We start from the raw sequence: 22,131 nt of genomic DNA, 5'->3' as shown, positions 1-22,131 counted from the left end.
GCGGTGGGCCAGGCGAGAACGTCGGACTGACTCACGGCCGCTGCTCCCGCTCCACCCACCAGGTCCACAGCGGCCAGGGCTCGCCGCCGTCGATGGAGATGTAGCCGGGTTGCACGGCGGGCTTGCCGAAGCGGTTCCAGTAGGAGACCCGTTCCTTGCTGAGGTACAGCTCGGGGATCTGCCAGTGGTTCCACATGACGATGCGGTCCAGTGCCCGGGCGGCGGTGCGCAGCTGGGCGATGTCTTTGGCGTCGGCGATGGCCTGGATCAGGGCGTCGACGGCCGGGCTCTTCACGCCGCGGAAGTTGTTGCCGCCGGGCTCGTCGACGGTGGCACTGCCAAAACCGGCCTTGAGGTCGGTGGCGCTTGGCAGCGTGAAGTCGCCCTCGACGATGGTGATCAGGTCGTAGTCGTAGGTCTCGAGCCGGCGGCGGTAGAGCGCGAAGTCGACCACACGTTCCTTGAACTCGATGCCGAGCTTGGACAGGTTGTGCTGGAAGTCGGTGTTGCGCCCGGGCTGGCTGGGCTCCAGGTACTCGACCACGAAGGCCTCGCCCTTGGCGTTGCGCAGCTTGCCGTCGTCGGCGACCTTCCAGCCGGCTTGCGCCAGCAGGTCGCGGGCGCGCAGCAGGTTGGCGCGCAGGCGTTGCGCGTCGCCCTGCACCGGGGCGACGTAGGACGGGCCGAAGACCTGCGGCGGCAGCTGGTCCCGGAAGGGTTCGAGCAGCGCCAGTTCCTCGGCCGACGGTGTGCCTTGTGCGGCGAAGGTGGAGTTGTTGAACAGGCTGTGCGAGCGCTGGTACTGGCCGTAGCGGTTCAGGCGCTCGAAGTCCCAGGCCAGCGTCAGGGCCTCGCGCACGCGGGCGTCCTGGAAGATCGGCCGGCGCAGGTTGAAGTGGGTCGACTGCAGGCCCTGGCCCCAGGCGGTCGGCAGCTCCGCCTTGACGATGCGGCCCTCGCGCCACTTCACGCCCTGGTGCTGGCGGACCCAGGCGCGTGCGCTGTATTCCTTGAAGAAGTCGAACTCGCCGGCCTTGAAGGCCTCGGCCGCCACGGCCGGGTCGGCGTACATGCGGTAGACGATGCGCTCGAAGTTGAAGTGACCGCGCCGCACGCCCAGGTCGCGTGCCCAGTAGCGCGGGTTGAGCTTGAACTCGATGCGGCGCGGCATCTCGACCTGGTCGATCAGGTAGGGGCCGCTGGTGATCGGGTGTTCGCTGACGATCTGGTCGAAGGGCTTGGCCTTGCCGCCGACCGCGCCCCAGGCTTTCGAGAACACCGCCATGCCGCCGGCCGCGAAGACCGCGTCGATCTTGCGTTCCTTGAGCGTGAAGCGCACGGTGGCCGCGTCGAGTGCCGTCACCTCGCCGATGTCCGACAGCCCGATGCGCACACCCGGCGAGGACTGCGGGCTGGTCAGCATCTGGTGGCTGTGCACGACATCGGCGGCGGTCACCGGGGTGCCGTCGGAAAAGCGGGCCAGCGGGTGGATGCGGAAGGTCACGCTCGACAGGTCCGGCGCGACCGACATCTGCTCGGCCAGCAGGCCGTACATCGTCTGCGGCTCGTCCATCGAGCGGGCGGCCAGGCTCTCGAACATGAACAGGCCAACACCGGCCGGCGCGTTGCCCTTGATGGTGAACGGGTTGAACTTGTCGAAGCTGGAGCGCCGGTCCGGGTTGCGCAGCCACAGCGTGCCGCGCTTGGGCGCATCGGGCCGGACGTAGTCGAAGTTCGCGAAGCCGGCCGGGTACTTGGGCGTCGTGTACGCCGCGTAGGCATGGGTCCAGGTCTCCAGGGCCTGGGCCTGGGCCGCAGGCGCCGCGATCGGCTGGACCGTTGCCCGTGTCTCCGCCGGCGCGGCTTGCAGGCCCGATGCCAGGGCCAGTCCGAGCAGGGCCGTCAGCCCCATGGCCAGCAGGCGTCCGGCGTGACTCGGCAGGGGGTGGTGCGGCGGGCGGGCAGGGCGCAGGAGGGGCATGGGCCGGACAGTGGCGAGCGTAGGAGCGGGGAAGGGCAACAGGACGCGGGGCGCTGGGCGCTGGGCTTGGGCCGTGAGACGTGAGACTTCAGACGTGGCGTCGCCGCTTCAAATCATTCTAGGCAGCGGCCCCGTGTTGTCTCCTGGCGGAAAGTCCGCGTTTGCGGGGTGTCAGTCACGCGCCACGGCTTCGACCTGGATGCGCAGGGTCGTCTGCATCGAGAAGCCCCAGTCGCGGCCCACGTCGAAGCCCCAGTCGGCCCGCGAGAACGTCGCCATCGCATCGGCGCCGCACCAGTCGCGCTTGTTGAGCGGATGCGGCTGGCACTTCCAGCGCGACACCTCCAGCGTCAGCGGCCGGGTCACGCCGCGGAAGTCCAGCGTGCCGACCACGCGCGGTGTGCCACCGGGCATGAAGCCTTCGAGCGTGCCCTTGTAGAAGGCGTAGGGGTACTGCTCGACGTTGAACATTTCCGGGTTCTTCGCCACGCTGTTCATTTGCGCCATGCCGAAGTCGATGCTGCCGATGTCGATCTTCAGGTCGACCGTGCCGTTGCCGGCGACCTTGTCCAGCCACAGCGTGCCGGAGTTGGTGTTGAACTTGCCGCGCCAGGTCGACATGCCCATGTGGTCGGCCTCGAAGCTCGGGTAGGTGTGGTCCGGGTCGACCTTGTATTCGACCGGCGCGGCGTGGACGCTGGCGCCGGCCAGGCCGGTGGCGAGCAGGGCGGTGACGAGGCGGAAGGTCATGGCAGGTTCCGGGTCGGTTTGAGCGGGCGATTGTGTCGGCTGCCCGGTTTCATCGCAGTGTCAGGGGCTGGGCGTAGCCGGTCATCTCCAGGTAGCCCAGGCCGAGGCGCTGACGGCCGTCGGCATCGAGCAGTTCGCTCAGGCCCTCCCAGTAGACCGTGCCGGTGCTGGCGCGGCTGTCGAGTTCCTGGGCGTCGAACAGGGCCCGGACGGTGTATTCGGTGCGGCCACGTTCGACCTTCCATTCGACCGGATAGCGGGCCTGCGTCGACGGGCTGGTCCAGTGGCGCAGCGGGGTCCAGCGCAGGACGTCGGCTTCCTCGTGGCGAAAGGCGTGGCCAGAGGTCGATGTGGGTTCATACCAAACGTCGGCGCTGGGCTGACGCAGCGAACCGCCCGTCCAGAGTGTCGCGTCGGCCGGATCCTGCCCGACCGCCTGCCGGTTGTGGCGACGCAGCCGGAAGGCCGTCAGGGCATCGCCATTGAAGCGGTTGATGCCGATCCAGTCCCAGCCTACGGCCTCGGGAGGCAGCAGGCTGTCGCTCCACTCGTGGTCCATCCAGGCGCGTCCGGTCAGCATGAGGTCGCGGCCGTCGCGTCGCAGGCGGGCCTGTACCGTCAACTGGGGCTGGCTGTAGTACAGGCTCGCGTGGGAGGGATCGGGCCCCTTGCGTGACCAGCCGCCCAAGCCTTGTCGCAGGATCGGGCTGGTGGTGCTCGCGATCAGCTCGATGCGTTCGGCCAGCGTGCTGCGCCCCAGGTCGATGCGGTAGACGCTGGCCTCCTCGGCGGTCTTGCCGGGGACCGCCTCACGGCGCAACGACCAGTCGCGCAAGCGCATCTCGGTGTCGCCGACGCGCGCAACGGCCTGACCCAGGTTGGCCCGCGCGATGCGCTGGTCATGCACCAGGCGACCGGCCCGCACATCGCTGAGCGCGGCATGCGCCATGACCAGCTGCGTGGCCGCGAAGGCGCTCGGGTGGTTGGCGCGGACTTCCGTGCGAGATCGGAAGAAGGTCAGCTGGATGCCATACAGCGGCTGCCAGGGTTGGGCCGGATCGGCCAGCCAGCCCGTCAGATACCACCACTCGATGCGCTGATCGGGGTGGGCACCGAAGTCGACCGGCACATGCACCCTCACCGGGTCGGGCGGTCTTTGCGGAAGGAGTCGGGAGGCCAGCGCCGGACCCGCCCAGGCGACCTGGGCCAGCATCGCGAGCGCGGTCCTTCGCTGGCTTGGCGGCATCACGTTCACCATCACCAATCCTCCTTCACCGCCCGCACCATGTCGCCCAGATCGCGCCCGGCGGCCATGCGGGCCGACAGCCAGGCCGTGACGCTGCCGGCCAGCACGACCGCGCCGCTCAGGGCGGCCAGCCGGCCGGCGGGCAGGCTCAGGTCCATGGTCCAGTGGAAGCTCTGCGGGTTGACGAGCCAGACCAGCACGCCGCTGACCGCCAGGCCGAGCAACAAGCCGAGCAAGGCGCCGACGCCGCTCCAGAGTGCGCCTTCGGCCGTCACCAGCGTCATCACCTCGCGGCGCGACAGTCCCAGGTGCAGCAGCGTGCCGAACTCCTTGCGCCGGGCCAGGACCTGGGCCGAGAAGCTGGCGGCGATGCCGGCCAGGCCGATCGCGATGGCGACCGCCTGCAGCCACGTCGTGACCGCGAAGCTGCGGTCGAAGATCGCCAGCGAGGTCGCCCGGATCGCCGCTGGCGTGGCGAACTCCAGCAGCCCGGCGGTGTCGCCGGCGACCCGACGGATGCCGGCCTGAACGTCTGACGGATCGGCATCGGGCTGCAGCCACAGCGCCAGGTCGTTGACGCGCCGATCGCCGCTCAGCGCGATCCAGTCGGCCCGGTCGATGGCCAGCGAGCCGTGCTGGCGGGCGTAGTCGCGCCAGACGCCACGGACCCAGACGGTGGCGCTGCGGCCATCGGGCAAGGGCAGGCTCAGCGTGTCGCCGGGCCGTGCCAGTTGGCGGGCCAGCAAGCCTTCGCTGGCATAGACCGCCGGCAGGCCAGGGTGCCTTGAGGGGTCCAGCAGGCTGCCGACCAAGGGCAAGGCCTGCGCCGGGTCGCCGATCTCGCGGGCGATCAGGGGCACGGCCGGCCCATCGGCATCCAACTGCAGCGGCACCACCCGCAGCGCCTGCAGCAGGCGCACGCCGGGCAAGGCGCCGATGGCATCGACCAGCGGCGGCTCCAGGTAGACCGACTCGGCCTGCGACGAGGACGTCGCGGTGCGCGCATACAGGTCGGCCGGCAGCACCTGGGTCAGCCAGTCGCTGACCGAGTCGCGGAAGCTCGCCACCATCACCGTCAGCGCCACGCTCAGGGCCAGGCTGGCGATCACGCCGGCCACCGCCACGGTCGCCTGCTGGCGCTGGTCGCGGGTGCGTTCGACCGCCAGCAGCGCCAAGGGCTGGCGTGGCGGCCGCAGCCGGGCCAGCACCGCGTCGACGCCGGCCGGCACACAGGCGATGCCGCCCAGCAGCAGCAAGGCGACCGCCAGGTAGGCCGCCAGCGGCAGGCCGAACACCGGCGGCGCAGCACACAGCGCCAGCGCCACGACCAGCATCAGCGGACCAGGCCAGCGCCGTTGCGGGCCTTGGCCGTCACCGCCCAGGCCCTTGAGCGCCAGCGCCGGGGCGATGCGTTCGGCCTGCCGCGCCGGCTGCCAGCCGCCCAGCAAGGCCGCCAGCACACCCAGGCCGGCATAGAGCAGCGCCGCGCCGGTCGACCACTGCAGCGGCGGTGGCGTGCCGCCGCCGAACACGCCGCTGCCCAGGTCGCCGCCCAGGCGTTGCAGCGCCAGCCAGGCCAGCGCTGCGCCCAGACCGGTGCCGAGCGCCGCACCGATCAGGCCGATCAGCGCCGACTCGGCCAGCACGCCGCGCCGCCGCGTCGCGGCGTCCAGCCCCAGCACCCCCAGCAAGGCCAGTTGCGGCACCTGCTTGGCGACGGCCAGGGCCTGCACCGCGCCGACCAGGAAGGCGCCGGTGAACAGCGCCACCAGCGCCAGCACCGTCAGGTTGACCCGGTAGGCGCGCGACAGGTTGGACAGGCGCTGGGCGCCGTCCTCGGGTGCGGCAAGGCGCAGGGGCAGGGCGCTGTCGATGTTCAAGGCGGCCTGCAAGGCATCGCGGTCCGTGCCCGGCGCCAGCCTCAGGTCGATGCGGCTGAGCTGGCCGAGCCGGTCGAGGTGCTCTTGCGCACCGGCGATGTCCAGCACGGCCAGCGGCGGGCCTTCGGCGCTGACGCTGCCGCCGACGCGGAGCTCGACCGTTCGGCTGCCGACCTGCAAGACCACGCTGCGGCGGCCCGGTGCCAACAGGGCCTGCGCGGCCGGGTTGAGGAAGACCCGGTCCGGGTCCAGCAGGGCCAGCCGGGGCGCGTCGTCATCCGGTCGCGGGAACAGGTCCGGCGCCAAGGCCGGTGCGATCAGCGCATCCAGGCCCAGCACCTTGATCGGTGTGCGTGCCCCGGTGGCCGTGCGCATCAGCGTGTCGACCTCGATCACCGGGCTGGCCAGCAGCACCTCCGGCCGGGCGGCGAGCGTGGTCAGCAGCGACTCGGGCAGACGTGTGCCGCGCACCGGGCGCAACTCGGCATCGGGCTGGCCATTGACGCTGCGCACGGCCGCGCCGAACTCGGCCAGCGCCGAGCGGTTGATCAGCTGCACCGCCAGCGCCAGCGCCACGCCCAGCGCGATCGCCAGCACCGCGATCAGCAGCCGGCCCGGGTGGTGGCGCCATTGCTGGCCGATCAGGCGCAGCTGGCCCTGCCAGCCCATCCCCGTGGCCGCCGGTTCGGGCCCGATCAACGCGGGACCGTGTAGTGGCCCTGCTGCATCAGGTCGATGCCGCAGGGCAAGGTCTGCACCCAGTCGATGAACTCGGCCACGGCCGGCCCGACGATGGGCGCGCCGTGCTGCGGCACCAGCATCCGGATCGGCAGGGTGCGGACCATCTCGGCCCACAGCCGCAGGATCTTGTTGCTGACCATGTAGCGCCGATGGAAGGGCTCCATGCGCGGGATGTGCGCGTTGAGCGACTGGATCGGCACGCGCGGGTCGACGCCGATGGACGCGCCGAGGTCGCCGGTGAACAGGATGCCGCTGGGCGCATCCCAGAAGTGGAAGTTGCCTTCGGCGTGCAGGAAGTGCGCCGGCAGCGCGACCAGTTCTTGCTTGCCGATGGGGATGCGCGCGCCCCGGTCGGGGATGCCGATGATCCGCCCGCCGGTCTTGCCCGGCTTGCAGAAGTGGGGGATGAAGCGCTCCCACACGGTCGAGATGTAGACCGGCGCGGCGCTGGCGGTCATCCAGCGGTCCAGCGACGCGATGATGTCCGGATCGGCATGCGAGGCCACGATGGCCGACAGCTGCTGCGGCGGGAAGTGCTGGGTCATGCCCAGGTACAGCTCGTTGTAGGCCAGGTTGCCGCCCGGGTCGATGATGGCGCCGGTGTCGTCGTTGACGATCAGGAACTGGTTGGCCTGCACCGCCTCGCCATGGTGCTGGTGCAGGTCACAGAACATGAGGCGCTGCAGGCCCCCTTGGCGAAACAGTTCGACGGGCATGTGGGACCTGTTCTGGACCGGCGCAGGGCCGGCGAAAGTTTCACTTTCGGTCAATTCTGGCGTGGCAGCCTTGACCGTGCTCAATCGATTGGGATCCTAGCGTCGACCCCGTCACTGCGCAGCCGCAAGACGCGGTCAGCGCGCTGCGCGGCGTCGCTCGCATGGGTCACGATCAGACAGCCCGCGCCTTGCTCGCGGGCCTGCCGGCACAGCAGGTCCAGCACCTGGGCGGCGCTGACCGGGTCGAGGTTGCCGGTCGGCTCGTCGGCCAGGATCAAGGCCGGCTTGTGCACCAGCGCCCGCGCGATCGCCACCCGCTGCAACTGCCCGCCCGACAGCTCGCGCGGATGGCGGCGCTGGTAGCCCGTCAGGCCGACGCCGTCGAGCACCTCGGCCACGCGGGCGTCGACGGCGGTGGCCTCGCGCTGGCCCAGCAGCAACAGCGGCAGGGCGACGTTGTCGGCCACGCTCAGGTGCGGCAGCAGGTGGAAGGCCTGGAAGACAAAGCCCAGCGAGCGCCGCCGCAGCGCGGCCGCATCCGGCTCGCTCAGCCGGTCGACCCGTTGGCCCAGCAGCACGATCTCGCCGGCATCGGCCGCGTCCAGCCCGGCGATGCAGTTCAGCAGGCTGGACTTGCCCACGCCCGAGGCCCCCAGCAGCGCCACCACCTCGCCGGCCGCCAGATCCAGGTCGATGTGGCGGAACACCGGCGTGGCGCCGTAGTGCTTGGCCAGGCCGCGCACGGCTAGCAGTGGCGGCGGGGTTCTACGCAGGTCGTCGTTCATGGGCTGGGCATGAGGAAGTCGGCCTGCTCGGCCAGGCTCAGGACCTGAGCCAGCAGGTCCGGCGCATCGCAGGCGAGCACGCGCCGGGCGGGCATGCTGCGCAGCCAGGTCAGCTGGCGCTTGGCGAGTTGACGGGTCGCGGCGATGCCACGTGGCGCCAGCTCGGCGGCGGGGAACTGGCCGTCGAGCATCTCCCAGGTCTGCCGGTAGCCGACGCAGCGCATCGAGGGCAGAGCGGCATCGAGGTCACCCCGCGCGCGCAAGCGCCGCACCTCGTCGACCAGGCCGGCATCGAGCATCTGCGCGTAGCGATCGGCGATGCGCTGGTGCAGCCAGGCGCGCGAGGCGGGCTCCAGCGCGATCAGCGTGCCCGGCCCGGCGGGAGAGGGCGCATCGGGCTGGTGTTGACGCTGGTGCAGGGCCGACAGCGGCTGGCCGGTCAGCGCGTGGACCTCCAGCGCCCGCTGCACCCGCTGCGCATCGGCCGGTGCCAGGCGGGCGGCGGTGACCGGGTCGATGCGGGCCAGTTCCGCATGCAGGGCCGGCCAGCCGAGCCGGCGGGCGCGCTCGTCGATGTCGGCCCGCACGGCGGGGTCGGCGGCGGGCAGCGGGTCGATGCCCTCGAGCCAGGCCTTGAAGTACAGCATCGTCCCGCCCACCAGCAAGGCCCGCGCGCCCCGCGCATGGATCTCGTCGACCAGCCGCGTCGCAGCCTGCGCGAACTCGGCCGCCGAATACGCGCCGGTCGGCTCGATCAGGTCGATCAGGTGATGCCGCACCTCCGAGCGCTCCGCCGCGCTCGGCTTGGCCGTGCCGATGTCCATGCCCCGATAGACCAGCGCCGAGTCGACGCTGATGACCTCGACCTCGGGCCCGCCCCGCGCCCGCTGCGCCCGCACGATGGCGAGTGCGGCGGCGGTCTTGCCACTGGCGGTGGGGCCGGCGATGGCGAGCCAGGGGGGGCGGTGAACAGAGGCGGTCATCACCTCATCGTCCCCCGAGTTCATGGCTCAACAAGTCGCGCAGGCGCGGCAGGTCCACGATCCAGCCCTGTCGAACCACGTCTGCGGACGCCAGCCGCGTGTCAGGGTGGGCCTCGACGTAACGCTCGCTGGCCTGCAGCAGCCGTGAGGACTCGACCGGAAAACGCGATTGAACGACCCGGGCAGCCAAAGGGAACACATGGGCTTCACAAGGGTCCGCCGCTGGCGGCGCGACGTCACGCGCGACGGCGGTGCATCGGATCAAGAGCTGGGCTTCTCGTTGCCGGGCGTCCATGGGTGGTCTCTCATGAGCGGTCGATCGGATGTGGTGCTGGATGGCTTGATTCTCGGGCCGGCCGCCCTGCGCATCAGCCCTGCCCAAACCGTCTCACCATCGTCCACCCCACCCCCGCCGTCAGCACCGACGCGATCGCGATGCCCAGGGCCAGCGGGCGGGTGGTGTGGTCGAGCGTGATGCCCAGCAGGTTGCCGACACCGAAGGCGACGGCGGCGAGCAGGAAGCCCGCGAGGGCTGATGCCGCGCCGGCTTCGCGCGGGAACTGGCTGACCGCGCCCGCCTGACCGCAGCTCTGGTGGGTGGCGTGGGCGAAGGCATAGGCCAGCTGGGGCAGCAGCACGGCCCACACGGTCTGGATGCCGGCGAGCGACAGGGCAGCGAGCGTCAGGCCGCCGGCCAGCGTCCACCAGGCCGCCCGCTGGACCGCGCCGACGGGGCCGTGGCGGACCAGCCAGCGGCGGCACATGAAGGTGCCCGCCAGGTAGGCGACCGAGCTGCTGCACAACGCCAGGCCAAAGGCGGCCGGGCTCAGGCCCAGCACGTTGATGTAGACGAAGGGCGAGCCGGCCAGAAACAGGAACAGGCCGGCGTAGGTGGCGCTGGTCAGTCCTGACCACGCCAGAAAGTTTCGGTGGGCCAGGATGCGCCGCCAGCTTGCCAGCAGCGGGCCGATCTGCAGCGCGGCGGGGTTGGTCTGCGGGATGGTCTCGGGCACGACGCGCCAGATCCAGGCGGCGATGGTCAGGCCGAACAAGGCGACCACCGCGAAGGGCGCGCGCCAGCCCCAGGCCGACGTCACCCAGCCGCCGAGCAAGGGGCTGCCGATGGCGATCAGGCCCAGTCCCGACATGGCCCAGGACATGACCCGCGTGCCTTCGGCCGGCGCGTAAAGGTCACGCACCATGGCCCGGGCGACGACCACCAGCGCGGCCAGCGCCGCACCTTGCGCGCCTCGGGCGACGATCAGGAAACCGATGTTCGGCGCGCTCATGCCCGCCAGCACCGCCAGCGTGTAGAGCACGATGCCCAGCAGCAGCACCGGCCGACGCCCATAGCGGTCGGCCACCGGGCCCCAGACCAGCTGCGCCAGCCCGAAGGCCAGGATCAGCGTCGACATGGTGAGCTGCGCGGTCGACACCACCGTGCCCAGCTCGCGCGTCAGCAGCGGCAGGGCGGGCAGATAAAGGTCGGTGGTGGCCGGCTGCAGGCCCAGGCAGAGCGCGAGGGTGATGGCGGCTTGGGTGGCGGTGAAGGTGGCGCGCGAAGGCCGTGCTGAGGCAGTGTTCGCAGGTGAGGAGAACGACATGCCCGGAAGCGTATCAGCCGGCCTTGGAAGCCCGCGCGAACGTGAGGGTGCGAAGCCGCGTTGTGGGCACGAGGTCCGTCAGGCGAGCGTGTCTGGACCAGAAACCGGAATCGGCAGCGGACTGATCCATTGCGGGCGGATCTTTTGCGGCAACTAGCATGGCTGGTCAAAACATCGAGGGGTCCACATGTCACGCGCCATCATGGCTTCCAGCACCGCCAGCATCTCCGATTTCAGGCGCAATCCTTCGGCGATCCTGGCCGCTGGTGAAGGCTGTCCAGTCGCCATCCTCCGTCGCAACGTGCCGGTCTTCTACTGCGTGCCGGCGCCCGCCTACGACGCCTTGATGGATCGACTTGAGAATTTCGAGCTGGACGAGCTGGCGTCAACAAGACTGGCGGCTGGCGAGGTGCCTGAGGCCGTCGACCTCCAGAACCTTTGACCCGACGAGCGTGCAAGTCGTCACACCCCACCCCTCCCACTGCGCTAGATTCCTGCTCGGATGCCGCTTGGGTTTTCGGGCGGCAAGCATCGCCAACGTGACCGTTTCAGGAGTCTTGCCATGTGTGCTGACCGCACCCCGTCGTTCGCCATCCAACGTCCTTCGATCGCCCGTCGCCTGCTTGCCAGCCTGGTCATCACCAGCCTGAGCTTCGGCGGTGTGGTGGGCACGGCGCAGGCCGGCATGGTGGGCGCCGAGGTCTTGGCCGATGCGCAGGCGCAGGCCAGCCTGGGCCCGGCACAACGTCAGTTGCTGGCTGCCGTCGACCGGCCCGAGGTTGTGCAGGCACTGGTCGACCGGGGCGTCGATCCTGCCCAGGCCCGCTTGCGCATCGCCGCCTTGAGCGACAGTCAGGCGCAGGCCCTGGCCGCCGAGATGGATCAGGCGCCCGCTGGTGCGAGCGGGGTGCTCGACACGGTGGTGTTTGTCTTCCTGGTGCTGCTGGTGACCGACATCCTCGGCTTCACGAAGATCTTTCCGTTCACCCGCTCGATCCGCTGAGCCTCATGCGATCCGCCGTGCCGGCCTGGGTCGGCACGAGCCTGCTGGTGCTCACGCTCGGACTGGGTGGCTGCGCCAGCTTGTTTCCGCCGCCGCAGACGGCCGAACTGGTCGCGCAGATGCGTTCAGCCGGGCGTTCAGCCGGCCCGCCGGCCGGGCGGCCGCTGCGCACCGAACTGGTCGATGTGCCGTTCTTCGCGCCGACCGATGCGGCGCAGGCGCGCCATTGCGGGCCGCTGGCGCTGGCCAGTGCGCTGGCGGCCATCGGTCGACCGGCGGATCCGGCGGTGCTGGCCTCGGCCTCCTACCTGCCGGCACGCGGCGGCAGCCTGACCACCGAGATGCTGGCCGCCGGCCGGCGCTACGGGGCCTACACGCTGCGCGGTCCGCAGACCTTGTCCGGCCTGTTCGATGAACTCGACGCTGGCCGTCCGGTGGTCGTGTTGCAGAACCTGGGCCTGGGCGGGCCGGGCGCCTGGTATGGCCCCTGGTTCGCGCGCTGGCACTACGCGGTGCTGGTCGGCCATGACCGCCAGACCCGCGAGCTGATCCTGCGCAGCGGTGACGAACCGGCGCAGCGCCTGCCGTGGGAGACCTTCGAACACACCTGGGCGCGCGCCGGCCACTGGTCGGCGCTGCTGTTGAAGCCCGGTGAACTGCCGCTCGATCAAGACGTGGTGGCGCTTGAACAGGCCGCGCTGGACGTCGACCGCGTGGCCGCGCCGGCCGATGCGCTGGCGGTGTGGCTGGCCTTGGCCGCGTCGTCGACGGATGCCGCACTGCGTCCCGTGGTGGCGCTGGGCGCGTCCAACCGGCTGGTCGACGCGGGCCGGCTGGACGAGGCTGCGGCGCTCCTTCAGCGCGCGCTGGCCGCGTCGCCCGGCGCGGCGCTGGCCAACAACCTTGCACATGTCGAGGCCCGTCGCGGTCGCCCAGCCGAGGCACGCGCCGCGCTGGCCCGGGCGGTCGAACAGGCCCAAGTCGCTGCTGCGACCGGCGAGCCGCGCTGGCTGACCGTCGTGCGTGAGAGCGCGGCCGAGCTGGGCCTGCTCGACCTGCTCCCGCCGCCTTGATCTGAAAGCTTCCGCAAGCGCCTCCCTAGACCTGGGGAGCCGATGCTCGGGTTTGCCTCAAACGTGTCATTGAGGCCGTTCGTCCGACCGAGAAAAGTTCATCCCTGCTGAAGCACTTTTCGAGGACGGACGATGACGACAACTTTCAGGGCCCGATGGGGTCGGTGGACTCGGGGCCTGGTCCTGCTGGCCACCCTGGCGCTGGCGGCCTGTGGCGGAGGGGGCGACAGCGGCCGAGCTTTCCCGGACGACGACGAACTGGCCCATGCCAACGACGAGCCGAAGAGCCCGGAGCAGCCGTCCTGGACCGCGCCGGTGCAAGGCTCCTGGCGGGTTCACGCCCAGGTGGCGGGCGGCCAGGTCAGCTTCGCCCCGGTCGTGGCCACGGCCGATCCACCCACCCCGCAGACCGAACCGCTCCGGCTGGCTGCCTGGCGGCTTCGGCTCACGCTGGTCGACGGTCAGACGGTCGATCACGAGGTCTGGCCGGTCGACCTCGATCCGCCCGAGATCGGCAGGCGCGACCTGCGGGTCTTGCTGCCCGTCCCGGCTGCCGGCTTGCTGGAGCTGGACCTGTACGACGATCAGGGTCGACGGCTGCCCAAAGCACAGCCCCAAACACTGCGCTGAGGGCGAGGCGACGCGGGGCGGGTGTTGTTCAGCGCGTCGCGCGCCGCCGCACCGCGTCGAGGTAGGCGTGCGGATCGGGCGGCAGGCCGCTGCGCTGGGACTGCCAGAGCATCTCGCCGAGGCAGTCCATCACCTCGTGGTGCGCGTCATGCAGCTCGCCACGTTTGGCGGCCAGCAGCTCGACCGCCTGACGGATGCCGCGCGGCTGGTCGATCGAGCACTGTTCGCTGATCGACAGGTGCATGGACAGGTGCAGAAAGGGATTCGTGCGGCCGTCGTCGACCGTGTAGACGGCGGCCAGCGCGGCGGCTTCGTCGGCCAGGTCGGCGTGGTATTCGGGGTGGCGGGCGATCCACTCGGCGGCCAGCGTCTCCATCGGCGACAGGGGCTCGCTGGCCTGGTGCTGGCGCCAGGTCTTGCAGAAGAAACGGCGGACGTCGTGCTGGCTGGGGGTGAACATCCGAGAATTGTGCAGTGCACCGGTCGCGCGTTCCGCGCGGCGGGCCCTTCCCCCTTCATCCGAACCCATCCCCATGTCCTTTGACACTGCCCTTGACGATGCCGCGCTGGCGCGCCTCTACACCGATGCACGCACCCACGGCACCTGGCTGGACAAGCCGGTCAGCGACGCCCAGTTGCGCCAGCTCTACGAGCTGACGAAATGGGGTCCGACGGCCATGAACTTCTCGCCGCTGCGCGTGCGCTTCGTCCAGAGCCCCGAGGCCCGCGCCCGCTTGCTGCCGCTGATGGCCGATGGCAACCGCGCCAAGACCGGCCTGGCGCCGGCCGTGGCAATCCTGGCCCGCGACGTCGACTTCCACCAGCATCTGCCGACGCTGGCCCCGCACCGCGAAGGCCTGCGCGAGCAGCTGGCCGACAAGCTCGCGATGCGCGAGGGTGCCTCGACCTTGAACGCGGGCCTGCAGATCGGCTACTTCATCCTGGCGGTGCGCTCTCTGGGCCTGGACGCGGGTCCGATGGGCGGCTTCGATGCCCCCGGCGTGGACGCCGAGTTCTTCGCCGGCACCGGCCTGAAGTCGATGGTGGTCTGCAACATCGGCCACGGTGATCCGGCGGCCCTGCGCCCGCGCGCGCCGCGGCTGGACTTCGACACGGCCTGCGCCATCTTGTGACCGGCGTCATCACCGATCCCGCCTTCTGGTGGGTGGCGCTGCCGGCGGTGCTGCTGCTGGGTCTGTCGAAGTCGGGCTTCGCCTCGGGCATGGGCTCGCTGGCGACGCCGCTGCTGGCGGTCGCCATGCCGGTGCCGCAGGCCGCTGCGGTGATGCTGCCGCTGCTGGCGGTGGCCGACGCGATGGCGCTGTGGAGCTTGCGCCGCTCGCTCGACCGAGCAGTCCTGAGGCAGTTGCTGCCCGCCGGGCTGGCCGGCATCGTGATCGGCTGGCTGAGCTTCGGCCTGCTGCCCGGGCATGTGGTGGCCGGCATCGTGGGCGTCATCACCTTGCTGTTCCTGGCCCAGCAGCTGGTGTGGCCGCCGCGCGCCGATGCACCGCTGCCCGGCCACGGCCAGACCGCCACGCTGGCGCTGCTGTCGGGCTACACCAGCTTCGTCGCCCATGGCGGCGGACCGCCGATCGCGATGGCCCTGCTGCCGCGCCGGATGGAACCGCTGGCCTATGCCGGCACCTCGGCGGTGTTCTTCGCCACCATCAACCTCGCCAAATGGGTGCCCTATGCGCTGCTGGGCCTGTTCGACGCCCGCAACCTGGCCACCTCGGCGGTGCTGGTGCCGGTCGCGGCCGGCGGCGTGATCCTGGGCGTCTGGGCAACCCGGCGGGTGTCGACCCGCTGGTTCTATCGCCTGGTGCAGCTGGGCATGCTGCTGACCGGTCTGAAGCTGCTGATGGACGGGATCTGGCCGCACGGCTGAACGAACGGCGGGTGAGCCCGGATGGGCAGGGGCGGGTGGCCTGCCTAGGATCGCGATCCCAACCCAGGAGCCTCCATGCCACCGTCGACGCAGCCGTTCTTCCAGACCCTTGATCGACCGGCGATGCGTCGTCGCTTGCTGCTGGCCACGGGGCTCGGCTTGGGTGCCTTGCTGGCCGCGGGCGGCGTGCAGGCGCAGGCGTGGCCGAGCAAGCCCATCACCTGGGTCGTGCCCTTCCCGGCCGGCGGTGGCACCGATGCGTTTGCGCGTCCGCTGACGGCCCAGCTCACCAAGCAGCTGGGCATGCAGGTCATCATCGACAACAAGGGTGGGGCGGGCGGCAACGTCGGCGCGACGCTGGCGGCCAAGGCCGCGCCCGATGGCTACACCTGGTTCATGGGCGCGGTGCACCACGCGATCGCACCGGCCATGTACCCGAAGCTGGACTACAAGCTGCAAGAGGACTTCGTGCCGGTTGCCCTGCTGGCCAGCGTGCCGCAGGTCATCGTCGTCAACCCGCAGAAGGTGGCTGCGACCAACCTGATCGATTTCCTGAAGGAAGTGCGCAGCAAGCCGGGCAAGCTGAACTACGGCTCGGCGGGCAACGGCACCTCGCACCACCTGGCCGGCGAGCTGTTCAAGCTGCAGACGCGCACCTTCATCACCCACATTCCGTACCGCGGCGCGGGACCGGCCCTGCAGGATCTGATGGCCGGTCAGGTCGACGTGATGTTCGACGGCCTGGGCTCGTCGGCCGCGCACATCAAGGGCGGACGCATCAAGGCGCTGGCGGTGGCCGGCAGCCAGCGCGCACCTGGTTTCCCGGACGTGCCGACCGCCGCCGAGGCCGGTGTGCCGACCTATCAGGTGGCGACCTGGTACGGCCTGTGGGCCCCCAAGGGGACGCCGCCCGAGGCCATCGCGCGCATGACCGAGGAGCTGCGCAAGGCCTACGCCACCCCCGAGATCAAGGCGGTCTGGAACGGCCTGGGCGCCGAGCTGCCCAACCAGTACGGCAAGGCCTATGCCGACTTCGTGACCAACGAGCTCAAGCGCTGGGCCGAGGTGGCGAACGCCTCTGGCGCCAAGCTGGACTGAGGCGGGCGTCGCCGTCCGCGCCGCGATACTGGCGCGCTGTCGTCGACCCAGGAAGTCCCGCATGACCGTCGCCGCCGAGGTCCGCCTCGAACCCCACGCCAGCCTGCCCGACGTGGCGGTGCTGACCTTGTCCCACCCCGGCAAGCTCAATGCGATGAGCGTGGCGATGTGGCAGCAGCTGCGCGAGCGGCTCGACGGTTTGGCCGAGCGCTCGCCGGCGCTGCGTTGCCTGATCGTGCGGGGCGAGGGCGGCACCTTCGTGTCGGGTGGCGACATCGAGGAGTTCCCTGCCTTCCGCTTCGAGCCCGAGCGGCTGCGCCATTTCCATGAGCAGGTGGTCGGCCCGGCGCTGGATGCGCTCTACCGCTGCGACATCCCGCTGGTGGCGCAGATCGAGCGGGCCTGCGTGGGCGGTGGGCTGGAGATCGCCTGCCAGTGCGACCTGCGCATCGCGGGCGCGAGTGCCCGCTTCGGCGCACCGATCGCGCGGCTGGGCTTCCCGATGGCGCCTGACGAGATGGCCGGCGTGGTGCGCGTGGCGGGGCTGGCGACCGCCGCCGAGATCCTGCTCGAAGCCCGCCTGCTGGACGCCAGCACGGCGCGCCAGCGCGGCCTCGTTCACCGCGTCGTCGCCGACGAACTGGTGGCCGACGAGGCCGCCGCGACGGCCCAGCGCATCGCCGCCGGTGCGCCGCTGGCCGCCCGCCTGAACAAGCGCACGCTGCGCCTGGTGGCGGCCCAGTTCACCTTCACCGAGACGCAGCGCGCCGCGCTGGCCGAATACGCCAGCGGCCCCGATCACCGCGAGGGCATCACCGCCTTCATCGAGAAGCGCATGCCCCGCTTCAAGGGCGCGTGAGGCGACGCACGCGCCACTGCATCCACCGTTCCTGCCTGTCCTTCGACGACCCGACATGACCGCCAACGCCAACCTGTTCGCCGCCCTGCGCGCCGCCTTCCCGGCCGACCTCGATGCCGCCGCGATCGAGACCGACACCGGCCTGGTCTATTCCTGGCGCGACCTCGACCGCGCCAGCGCGATGCTCGCCAACCTGCTGGCCTCCCTGGACATCCCCGCCGGCAGCCGCATCGCCGCGCACACCGAGAAGTCGGTCGAGGCGTTGCTGCTCTACCTCGCCACGCTGCGTGCGGGCTTCGTCTACCTGCCGCTGAACACGGCCTACCAGCAGGCCGAGCTGGCTTATTTCATCGGCAATGCCGAGCCGGCCGTCGTGGTCTGCGCCTCGCGCAACTTCCCGTGGCTGAGCAAGCTGGCCTTCCAGCATGGCGTGGCCCATGTCTTCACGCTCGACGACGACCGCAGCGGCACGCTGCTCGAACGCGCCAGCCACTTCAGCGACCAGCATGAGATCGCCCGTCGCGGGCCTGACGAACTCGCCGCCATCCTCTACACCAGCGGCACGACCGGGCGCAGCAAGGGCGCCATGCTCAGCCACGCCAACCTGCTGTCGAACGCGCAGGTGCTCAAGGACGTGTGGGACTGGCAGCCCGGCGATGTGCTGATCCATGCCTTGCCGATCTTCCATGTGCATGGCCTGTTCGTGGCCAGCCACGGCGCGCTGCTCAATGGCAGCAAGATGCTCTGGCTGGCGAAGTTCGACCCGCGCGCGGTGATCGAACGCCTGCCGCGCGCGACGGTTTTCATGGGCGTGCCCACGCTCTACGTGCGGCTGCTGCAGGAAGGCGGCCTGACGCGCGCGGCCTGTGCCCGCATGCGGCTGTTCGTCTCGGGCTCGGCACCGCTGCTGATCGAGACCTTCCGCGACTGGGAGGACCGCACCGGCCACGTCATCCTGGAGCGCTACGGCATGAGCGAAACGGTGATGCTGACCTCCAACCCCTGCCGCGCCAGTGACGGCGAACGGGTGGGTGGAACGGTCGGACCAGCCTTGCCGGGCGTGGGCGTGCGGGTGGTCGACGATGCGGGTGCCAACCTGCCGGCCGATGAGATCGGGCATGTGCAGGTGCGCGGCCCGAACGTCTTTGGCGGCTACTGGCGCATGCCCGAGAAGACCGCCGAGGAGTTCACCGCCGATGGCTGGTTCAAGACCGGCGACGTCGGCCGCTTCGATGCCCGGGGCTACCTGACCATCGTTGGCCGCAGCAAGGACCTGATCATCAGCGGCGGCTACAACGTCTACCCGGCCGAGATCGAGGGCTACCTCAACGACATGCCCGGCGTGGCCGAGTCGGCGGTGATCGGCGTGCCGCACCCGGACTTCGGCGAGGGCGTGGTGGCCGTCATGGTGCCCAAGGCCGGCGTGACGCTGGACGCGGACGCGCTGGTGGCGGCGCTCAAGTCGCAGATCGCCAACTACAAAGTCCCCAAGCGCGCCTTCGTGGTCGCTGACCTGCCGCGCAACGCGATGGGCAAGGTGCAGAAGAACCTGTTGCGCGAACAGCACCAGGGTCTGTTCGCGCGCTGAAAGGGCCGAGAGGGCTGCTGCCTCAGGCCTTGGGTGCTGCGTCGCCCTGCTTGAACAGCGCCATGGCCGTGCCGATCAGCCCGGCGACCTCGCCCATGTGGCCCGGCACGATCATCGTGTTGTTGGTCTTGGCCAACTGGCCGTAGGCGTCGACCGCCTTCTCGGCGACCTTGAGCTGGACCGCCTGCGTGCCGCCGGGTTGCTCGATGGCAGCGGCGATCTTGCGGATCGCGTCGGCGGTGGCCTCGGCCACGGCGGTGATCGCGGCGGCCTCGCCCAGCGCCTTGTTGATTTCGGCCTGCTTCTCGCCTTCCGAACGGGCGATGAAGGCCTCGCGCTGGCCGGTGGCGATGTTGATCTGCTCCTGGCGCCGGCCTTCGGAAGCGGCGATCAGCGCGCGCTTCTCGCGCTCGGCGGTGATCTGGGCCTGCATCGACCGCAGGATCTCGGCCGGCGGCGTCAGGTCCTTGATCTCGTAGCGCAGCACCTTGACGCCCCAGTTCAGCGCCGCCTCGTCCAGCGCGGCGACGACCGCCGCGTTGATCAGCTCGCGCTCCTCGAAGGTCTTGTCCAGCTCCATCTTGCCAATCACGCTGCGCAGCGTGGTCTGCGCCAGCTGGGTGATGGCCATGACGTAGTTGCTGCTGCCGTAGCTGGCCAGCTTGGCGTCGGTGACCTGGAAATAGATGATCCCGTCGACCTGCAGCTGGGTGTTGTCGCGCGTGATGCAGACCTGGCTGGGAACGTCCAGCGGGATCTCCTTGAGCGAGTGTCCATAGGCCACGCGGTCGACGAAGGGGATGACGAAGTTCAGGCCGGGCGTGAGCGTGGCGTGGTAACGGCCCAGGCGCTCGACCACGATGGCGTGCTGCTGGGGCACGACCTTGATGGTGCGCACCACGAAGATGATCGCGACGACCAGCAGGACAAGGGCGATGGTTTCCATGGAGGTTCCAGTCTTGAGTGGCCGGACGCCTCAGCGTCCGACGATGAAGCGGTTGCCGCGCAGCGCGCGGATCGTGTAGGTGCCGGGACCGGGCGGTGGCTCATTCGGTGAGCCATCCCACAGCACCGTCCAGTTGGCACCACGGTGGTGGACGCGGGCGCTGCCATCGGCGTCCCAGCCGGTGACGTGCACCGTCTCGCCGATGTCGAGGTTCAGACCGGGGTCGGCCGTGGCCGCCGGTCCGCCGGGCGTCTGGCCGCGCCGCCAGGTCCACAGCGCGACCGCGCCGGCGCCGACGACGGCGGCGCTGACGATCTGGCCGGTGAGGCCCAGTCCGCCGTGCGCCGCCAGCGCCCCGGCGGCCAGCCCGATCGCGAGCATCAGCAGGTAGAAGGTGCCGGTGGCCAGCTCGGCCGCCACGGCCAGAGCCGCAGCGATCCACCACAGGTGGGCGGGTTGCATCGTGTGTCCTTCCGCGTGGGTTGAAGAGCCGGTTCAGTGTAGGAGGCGGGTCATGACAGCCGGCGCGGTCGGACTCAGTCTTCCCATGCACCCCGCCGTGGTCGTTCGCGGGCGGCGCGTTCCTGGGCGAACAGGTCTTCGAGCTGGGCGCTGCCTTGCTTGGCCAGCGCGATCAGCTTGTCGCGGTCGCCACGGTGGTGGCGACTGGTCTCGAGCATGCCCCGGTTGAAGCGGCGAAAGCTGGTGGCGAGCTGCCAGGCGTGGTGCCGTTCGTGGCCCAGCAGTTCGAGCACGCTGCGGCCACTCGACAGCGCGGCCTCGAAGGTCTCGCGCTCGATGTGCTCGACACCGCGTGCGCGCAGCTCGTAGAAGTGCTGGACATTGCGGGCCCGCGCCACCAGGCGAGCCTGCGGGAAATGGGCTTGCACCAGGTCGACGATCTTCAGGCTCTGCTCGACGTCATCGACCGCGACGACGATGACACGGGCCTCGGCCGCGCCGGCCTTGCGCAGCAGGTCCAGCCGGGTCGCGTCGCCGTAGTGGGTGCGAAAGCCGAATCGGCGCATGACCTCGACCTGTTCGGGGTCGTGGTCCAGCAGCGTGGCCTTGAAGCCGCTGGCGTAGAGCAGCCGACCGACGATCTGGCCGTAGCGGCCGTAGCCGCAGACGATCACCGGCGCCTCGGCCGGTTCGTTGTCCAGCGTCTGCGCGTCCGGGTCGACGGCGGGCGTCTTCGGTGCCGGCAGCCAGCGGTCCAGGGCCACCAGCAGCAGCGGCGAGACCAGCATGGACAGGGCCACCGCGCCGACCAGCAAGGAAGCGGTCGCGGCATCGAACACGCCCGCTCCGGCGGCCTGCTGGAAAACCACGAAGGCGAACTCGCCGCCTTGCGCCAGCAGCAGCACCCAGACCGGCCGCTCGCCCCGCGCGATGCCCATGGCACGGGCCAGGGCGATCAGCGCCACGGTTTTGACCAGCAGGAACCCCAGCAGCAGCCCGGCAACGACCCAGGGCTGTTCGAGCAGCACCGCGAAGTCGATGCTCATGCCCACGGCCATGAAGAACAGGCCCAGCAACAGGCCCTTGAAGGGCTCGACGTCGGTCTCCAGCGCGCGCTTGTATTCGCTCTCGGCCAGCAGCACGCCGCCGAGGAAGGCGCCCAGCGCCATCGACAGGCCGACCGCCTGCATCAGCGCGGCGATGCCGACCACCAGACCCAGCGAGGCGGCGGTGAAGACCTCCGGCGTGCGACTCGACGCCACCCAGCGCAGGCCGTGGCGCAGCAGCAGCCGGCCGCCCAAGACGATGGCGGCGATCACGACGATCGCCTTGCCGGCCTCGACCCACGGATTGCCTGCCGCCGCCTGGCCACTGCCCAGCAGCGGCAGCAAGGCCAGGATGGGGATGGCCGCGACGTCCTGGAACAGCAAAATCGCAAAGGCCGACTGCCCTGCCGGTGCGTTCAGCAGGTTGCGTTCTTGCAGCACCTGCAGGGCCACGGCGGTGGACGACAGGGCCAGCCCGAGCGCGCCGACCAGCGCCCAGCGCCACGGCAGTCCCAGCAGCAACGCGACCCCGGTCAATGCCAGCGTGCAGCCCAGCAACTGCGCGCCGCCCCAGCCGAAGATCGGCCGGCGCAGGGACCAGAGCCGGCGCGGCTCCAGCTCCAGTCCGACCAGGAAGAGCATCAGCACCACGCCGAACTCGGCCACATGCAGGACGGTCTGCGGGTCGCCGATCAGACCGAGCCCCGACGGGCCGATGACGATGCCGGCGATCAGGTAGCCGATGATGGCGCCGAGCCCCAGCGCACGGGCCAAGGGCACGCCGACCACGGCGGCGGCGAAGAAGATCAGGCTGGTCAGCAGCCAGTTGTCGTGGGCGTTCATGGGCAG

Annotated in this window: 22 protein-coding genes; 9 read left to right on the top strand and 13 right to left on the bottom strand. The window is 70.5% G+C overall.

Features of this window, described 5'->3' with window-relative positions:
- Positions 1–31: 31 nt before the first annotated feature.
- The 9 genes from EV685_RS01960 to EV685_RS01920 form a co-directional block, all read right to left on the bottom strand.
- A complete protein-coding gene (locus EV685_RS01960) occupies positions 32–1,981 on the bottom strand; it encodes an extracellular solute-binding protein (RefSeq protein WP_130480299.1) in 1,950 nt (649 codons plus the stop codon).
- Positions 1,982–2,152: 171 nt separating this feature from the next.
- The gene (locus EV685_RS01955; protein ID WP_130480298.1) at positions 2,153–2,731 is read right to left on the bottom strand and encodes a YceI family protein; all 579 of its coding nucleotides are present in this window, start codon (positions 2,729–2,731) and stop codon (positions 2,153–2,155) included.
- A 49-nt stretch (positions 2,732–2,780) separates the two neighbouring features.
- Positions 2,781–3,989, bottom strand: a complete 1,209-nt coding sequence (locus EV685_RS01950) for a lipocalin-like domain-containing protein (RefSeq protein ID WP_130480297.1) — start codon at positions 3,987–3,989, stop codon at positions 2,781–2,783.
- The gene (locus EV685_RS01945; RefSeq protein ID WP_338054422.1) at positions 3,989–6,556 is read right to left on the bottom strand and encodes an ABC transporter permease; all 2,568 of its coding nucleotides are present in this window, start codon (positions 6,554–6,556) and stop codon (positions 3,989–3,991) included. Before EV685_RS01945 ends, EV685_RS01950 begins: the two co-directional genes overlap by 1 nt.
- Positions 6,553–7,314: an oxygen-binding di-iron domain-containing protein gene (locus tag EV685_RS01940; RefSeq protein WP_130480296.1), complete on the bottom strand. Its 762-nt coding sequence runs from the start codon at positions 7,312–7,314 to the stop codon at positions 6,553–6,555. Before EV685_RS01940 ends, EV685_RS01945 begins: the two co-directional genes overlap by 4 nt.
- Positions 7,315–7,394: 80 nt before the next feature.
- Positions 7,395–8,099: an ABC transporter ATP-binding protein gene (locus EV685_RS01935; protein ID WP_207224740.1), complete on the bottom strand. Its 705-nt coding sequence runs from the start codon at positions 8,097–8,099 to the stop codon at positions 7,395–7,397.
- Positions 8,096–9,082 carry a tRNA (adenosine(37)-N6)-dimethylallyltransferase MiaA gene (miaA, locus tag EV685_RS01930; protein WP_242615372.1) on the bottom strand — a complete coding sequence of 329 codons (987 nt, stop codon included), beginning with the start codon at positions 9,080–9,082 and terminating at the stop codon, positions 8,096–8,098. Before miaA ends, EV685_RS01935 begins: the two co-directional genes overlap by 4 nt.
- A gap of 4 nt (positions 9,083–9,086) precedes the next feature.
- Entirely contained in the window at positions 9,087–9,377 is a 291-nt protein-coding gene (locus EV685_RS01925) for a hypothetical protein (RefSeq protein ID WP_130480295.1), read from the bottom strand.
- Positions 9,378–9,450: 73 nt separating this feature from the next.
- A complete protein-coding gene (locus EV685_RS01920) occupies positions 9,451–10,686 on the bottom strand; it encodes a multidrug effflux MFS transporter (RefSeq protein WP_130480294.1) in 1,236 nt (411 codons plus the stop codon).
- A 187-nt stretch (positions 10,687–10,873) separates the two neighbouring features.
- Between EV685_RS01920 and EV685_RS01915 the strand changes: the two genes are divergently transcribed.
- From EV685_RS01915 to EV685_RS01900, 4 genes are all read left to right on the top strand, one after another.
- Complete coding sequence (locus EV685_RS01915; protein ID WP_130480293.1) at positions 10,874–11,128, top strand: type II toxin-antitoxin system Phd/YefM family antitoxin; 255 nt, start codon at positions 10,874–10,876, stop codon at positions 11,126–11,128.
- Between the two features lie 120 nt (positions 11,129–11,248).
- The gene (locus tag EV685_RS01910; protein WP_130480292.1) at positions 11,249–11,689 is read left to right on the top strand and encodes a PA2779 family protein; all 441 of its coding nucleotides are present in this window, start codon (positions 11,249–11,251) and stop codon (positions 11,687–11,689) included.
- Between the two features lie 5 nt (positions 11,690–11,694).
- Positions 11,695–12,762 (top strand): PA2778 family cysteine peptidase, encoded by a 1,068-nt coding sequence (locus tag EV685_RS01905; RefSeq protein ID WP_130480291.1) that lies wholly within the window; start codon positions 11,695–11,697, stop codon positions 12,760–12,762.
- Between the two features lie 132 nt (positions 12,763–12,894).
- Positions 12,895–13,392 (top strand): hypothetical protein, encoded by a 498-nt coding sequence (locus EV685_RS01900; RefSeq protein WP_130480290.1) that lies wholly within the window; start codon positions 12,895–12,897, stop codon positions 13,390–13,392.
- Between the two features lie 28 nt (positions 13,393–13,420).
- On the opposite strand, the gene EV685_RS01895 is transcribed toward EV685_RS01900, so the two are convergent.
- The gene (locus EV685_RS01895) at positions 13,421–13,852 is read right to left on the bottom strand and encodes a DUF1841 family protein (protein ID WP_130480289.1); all 432 of its coding nucleotides are present in this window, start codon (positions 13,850–13,852) and stop codon (positions 13,421–13,423) included.
- A gap of 73 nt (positions 13,853–13,925) precedes the next feature.
- Between EV685_RS01895 and EV685_RS01890 the strand changes: the two genes are divergently transcribed.
- From EV685_RS01890 to EV685_RS01870, 5 genes are all read left to right on the top strand, one after another.
- Entirely contained in the window at positions 13,926–14,525 is a 600-nt protein-coding gene (locus EV685_RS01890; protein ID WP_130480288.1) for a malonic semialdehyde reductase, read from the top strand.
- Positions 14,522–15,283: a sulfite exporter TauE/SafE family protein gene (locus EV685_RS01885; protein ID WP_130480287.1), complete on the top strand. Its 762-nt coding sequence runs from the start codon at positions 14,522–14,524 to the stop codon at positions 15,281–15,283. Before EV685_RS01890 ends, EV685_RS01885 begins: the two co-directional genes overlap by 4 nt.
- A gap of 75 nt (positions 15,284–15,358) precedes the next feature.
- Positions 15,359–16,381: a Bug family tripartite tricarboxylate transporter substrate binding protein gene (locus EV685_RS01880; protein WP_242615371.1), complete on the top strand. Its 1,023-nt coding sequence runs from the start codon at positions 15,359–15,361 to the stop codon at positions 16,379–16,381.
- 61 nt (positions 16,382–16,442) lie between these two features.
- Positions 16,443–17,240 carry an enoyl-CoA hydratase/isomerase family protein gene (locus tag EV685_RS01875; RefSeq protein ID WP_130480286.1) on the top strand — a complete coding sequence of 266 codons (798 nt, stop codon included), beginning with the start codon at positions 16,443–16,445 and terminating at the stop codon, positions 17,238–17,240.
- A 55-nt stretch (positions 17,241–17,295) separates the two neighbouring features.
- Complete coding sequence (locus tag EV685_RS01870; RefSeq protein WP_130480285.1) at positions 17,296–18,828, top strand: malonate--CoA ligase; 1,533 nt, start codon at positions 17,296–17,298, stop codon at positions 18,826–18,828.
- Positions 18,829–18,850: 22 nt separating this feature from the next.
- On the opposite strand, the gene EV685_RS01865 is transcribed toward EV685_RS01870, so the two are convergent.
- From EV685_RS01865 to kefC, 3 genes are all read right to left on the bottom strand, one after another.
- Positions 18,851–19,774: an SPFH domain-containing protein gene (locus tag EV685_RS01865; RefSeq protein ID WP_130480284.1), complete on the bottom strand. Its 924-nt coding sequence runs from the start codon at positions 19,772–19,774 to the stop codon at positions 18,851–18,853.
- Between the two features lie 30 nt (positions 19,775–19,804).
- On the bottom strand, positions 19,805–20,236 hold the full coding sequence (locus EV685_RS01860) for an NfeD family protein (protein WP_130480283.1): 432 nt from the start codon (positions 20,234–20,236) through the stop codon (positions 19,805–19,807).
- A gap of 74 nt (positions 20,237–20,310) precedes the next feature.
- The gene (gene kefC, locus EV685_RS01855) at positions 20,311–22,125 is read right to left on the bottom strand and encodes a glutathione-regulated potassium-efflux system protein KefC (protein ID WP_130480282.1); all 1,815 of its coding nucleotides are present in this window, start codon (positions 22,123–22,125) and stop codon (positions 20,311–20,313) included.
- Between the last annotated feature and the right edge of the window lie 6 nt (positions 22,126–22,131).

The sequence above is a fragment of the Sphaerotilus mobilis genome, assembly GCF_004216565.1.
Classification (GTDB): Bacteria; Pseudomonadota; Gammaproteobacteria; order Burkholderiales; family Burkholderiaceae_C; genus Sphaerotilus; species Sphaerotilus mobilis.
The sequence above is the reverse complement of the archived record's forward strand: the minus strand, read 5'-3'. Positions and strand labels throughout refer to the sequence as shown.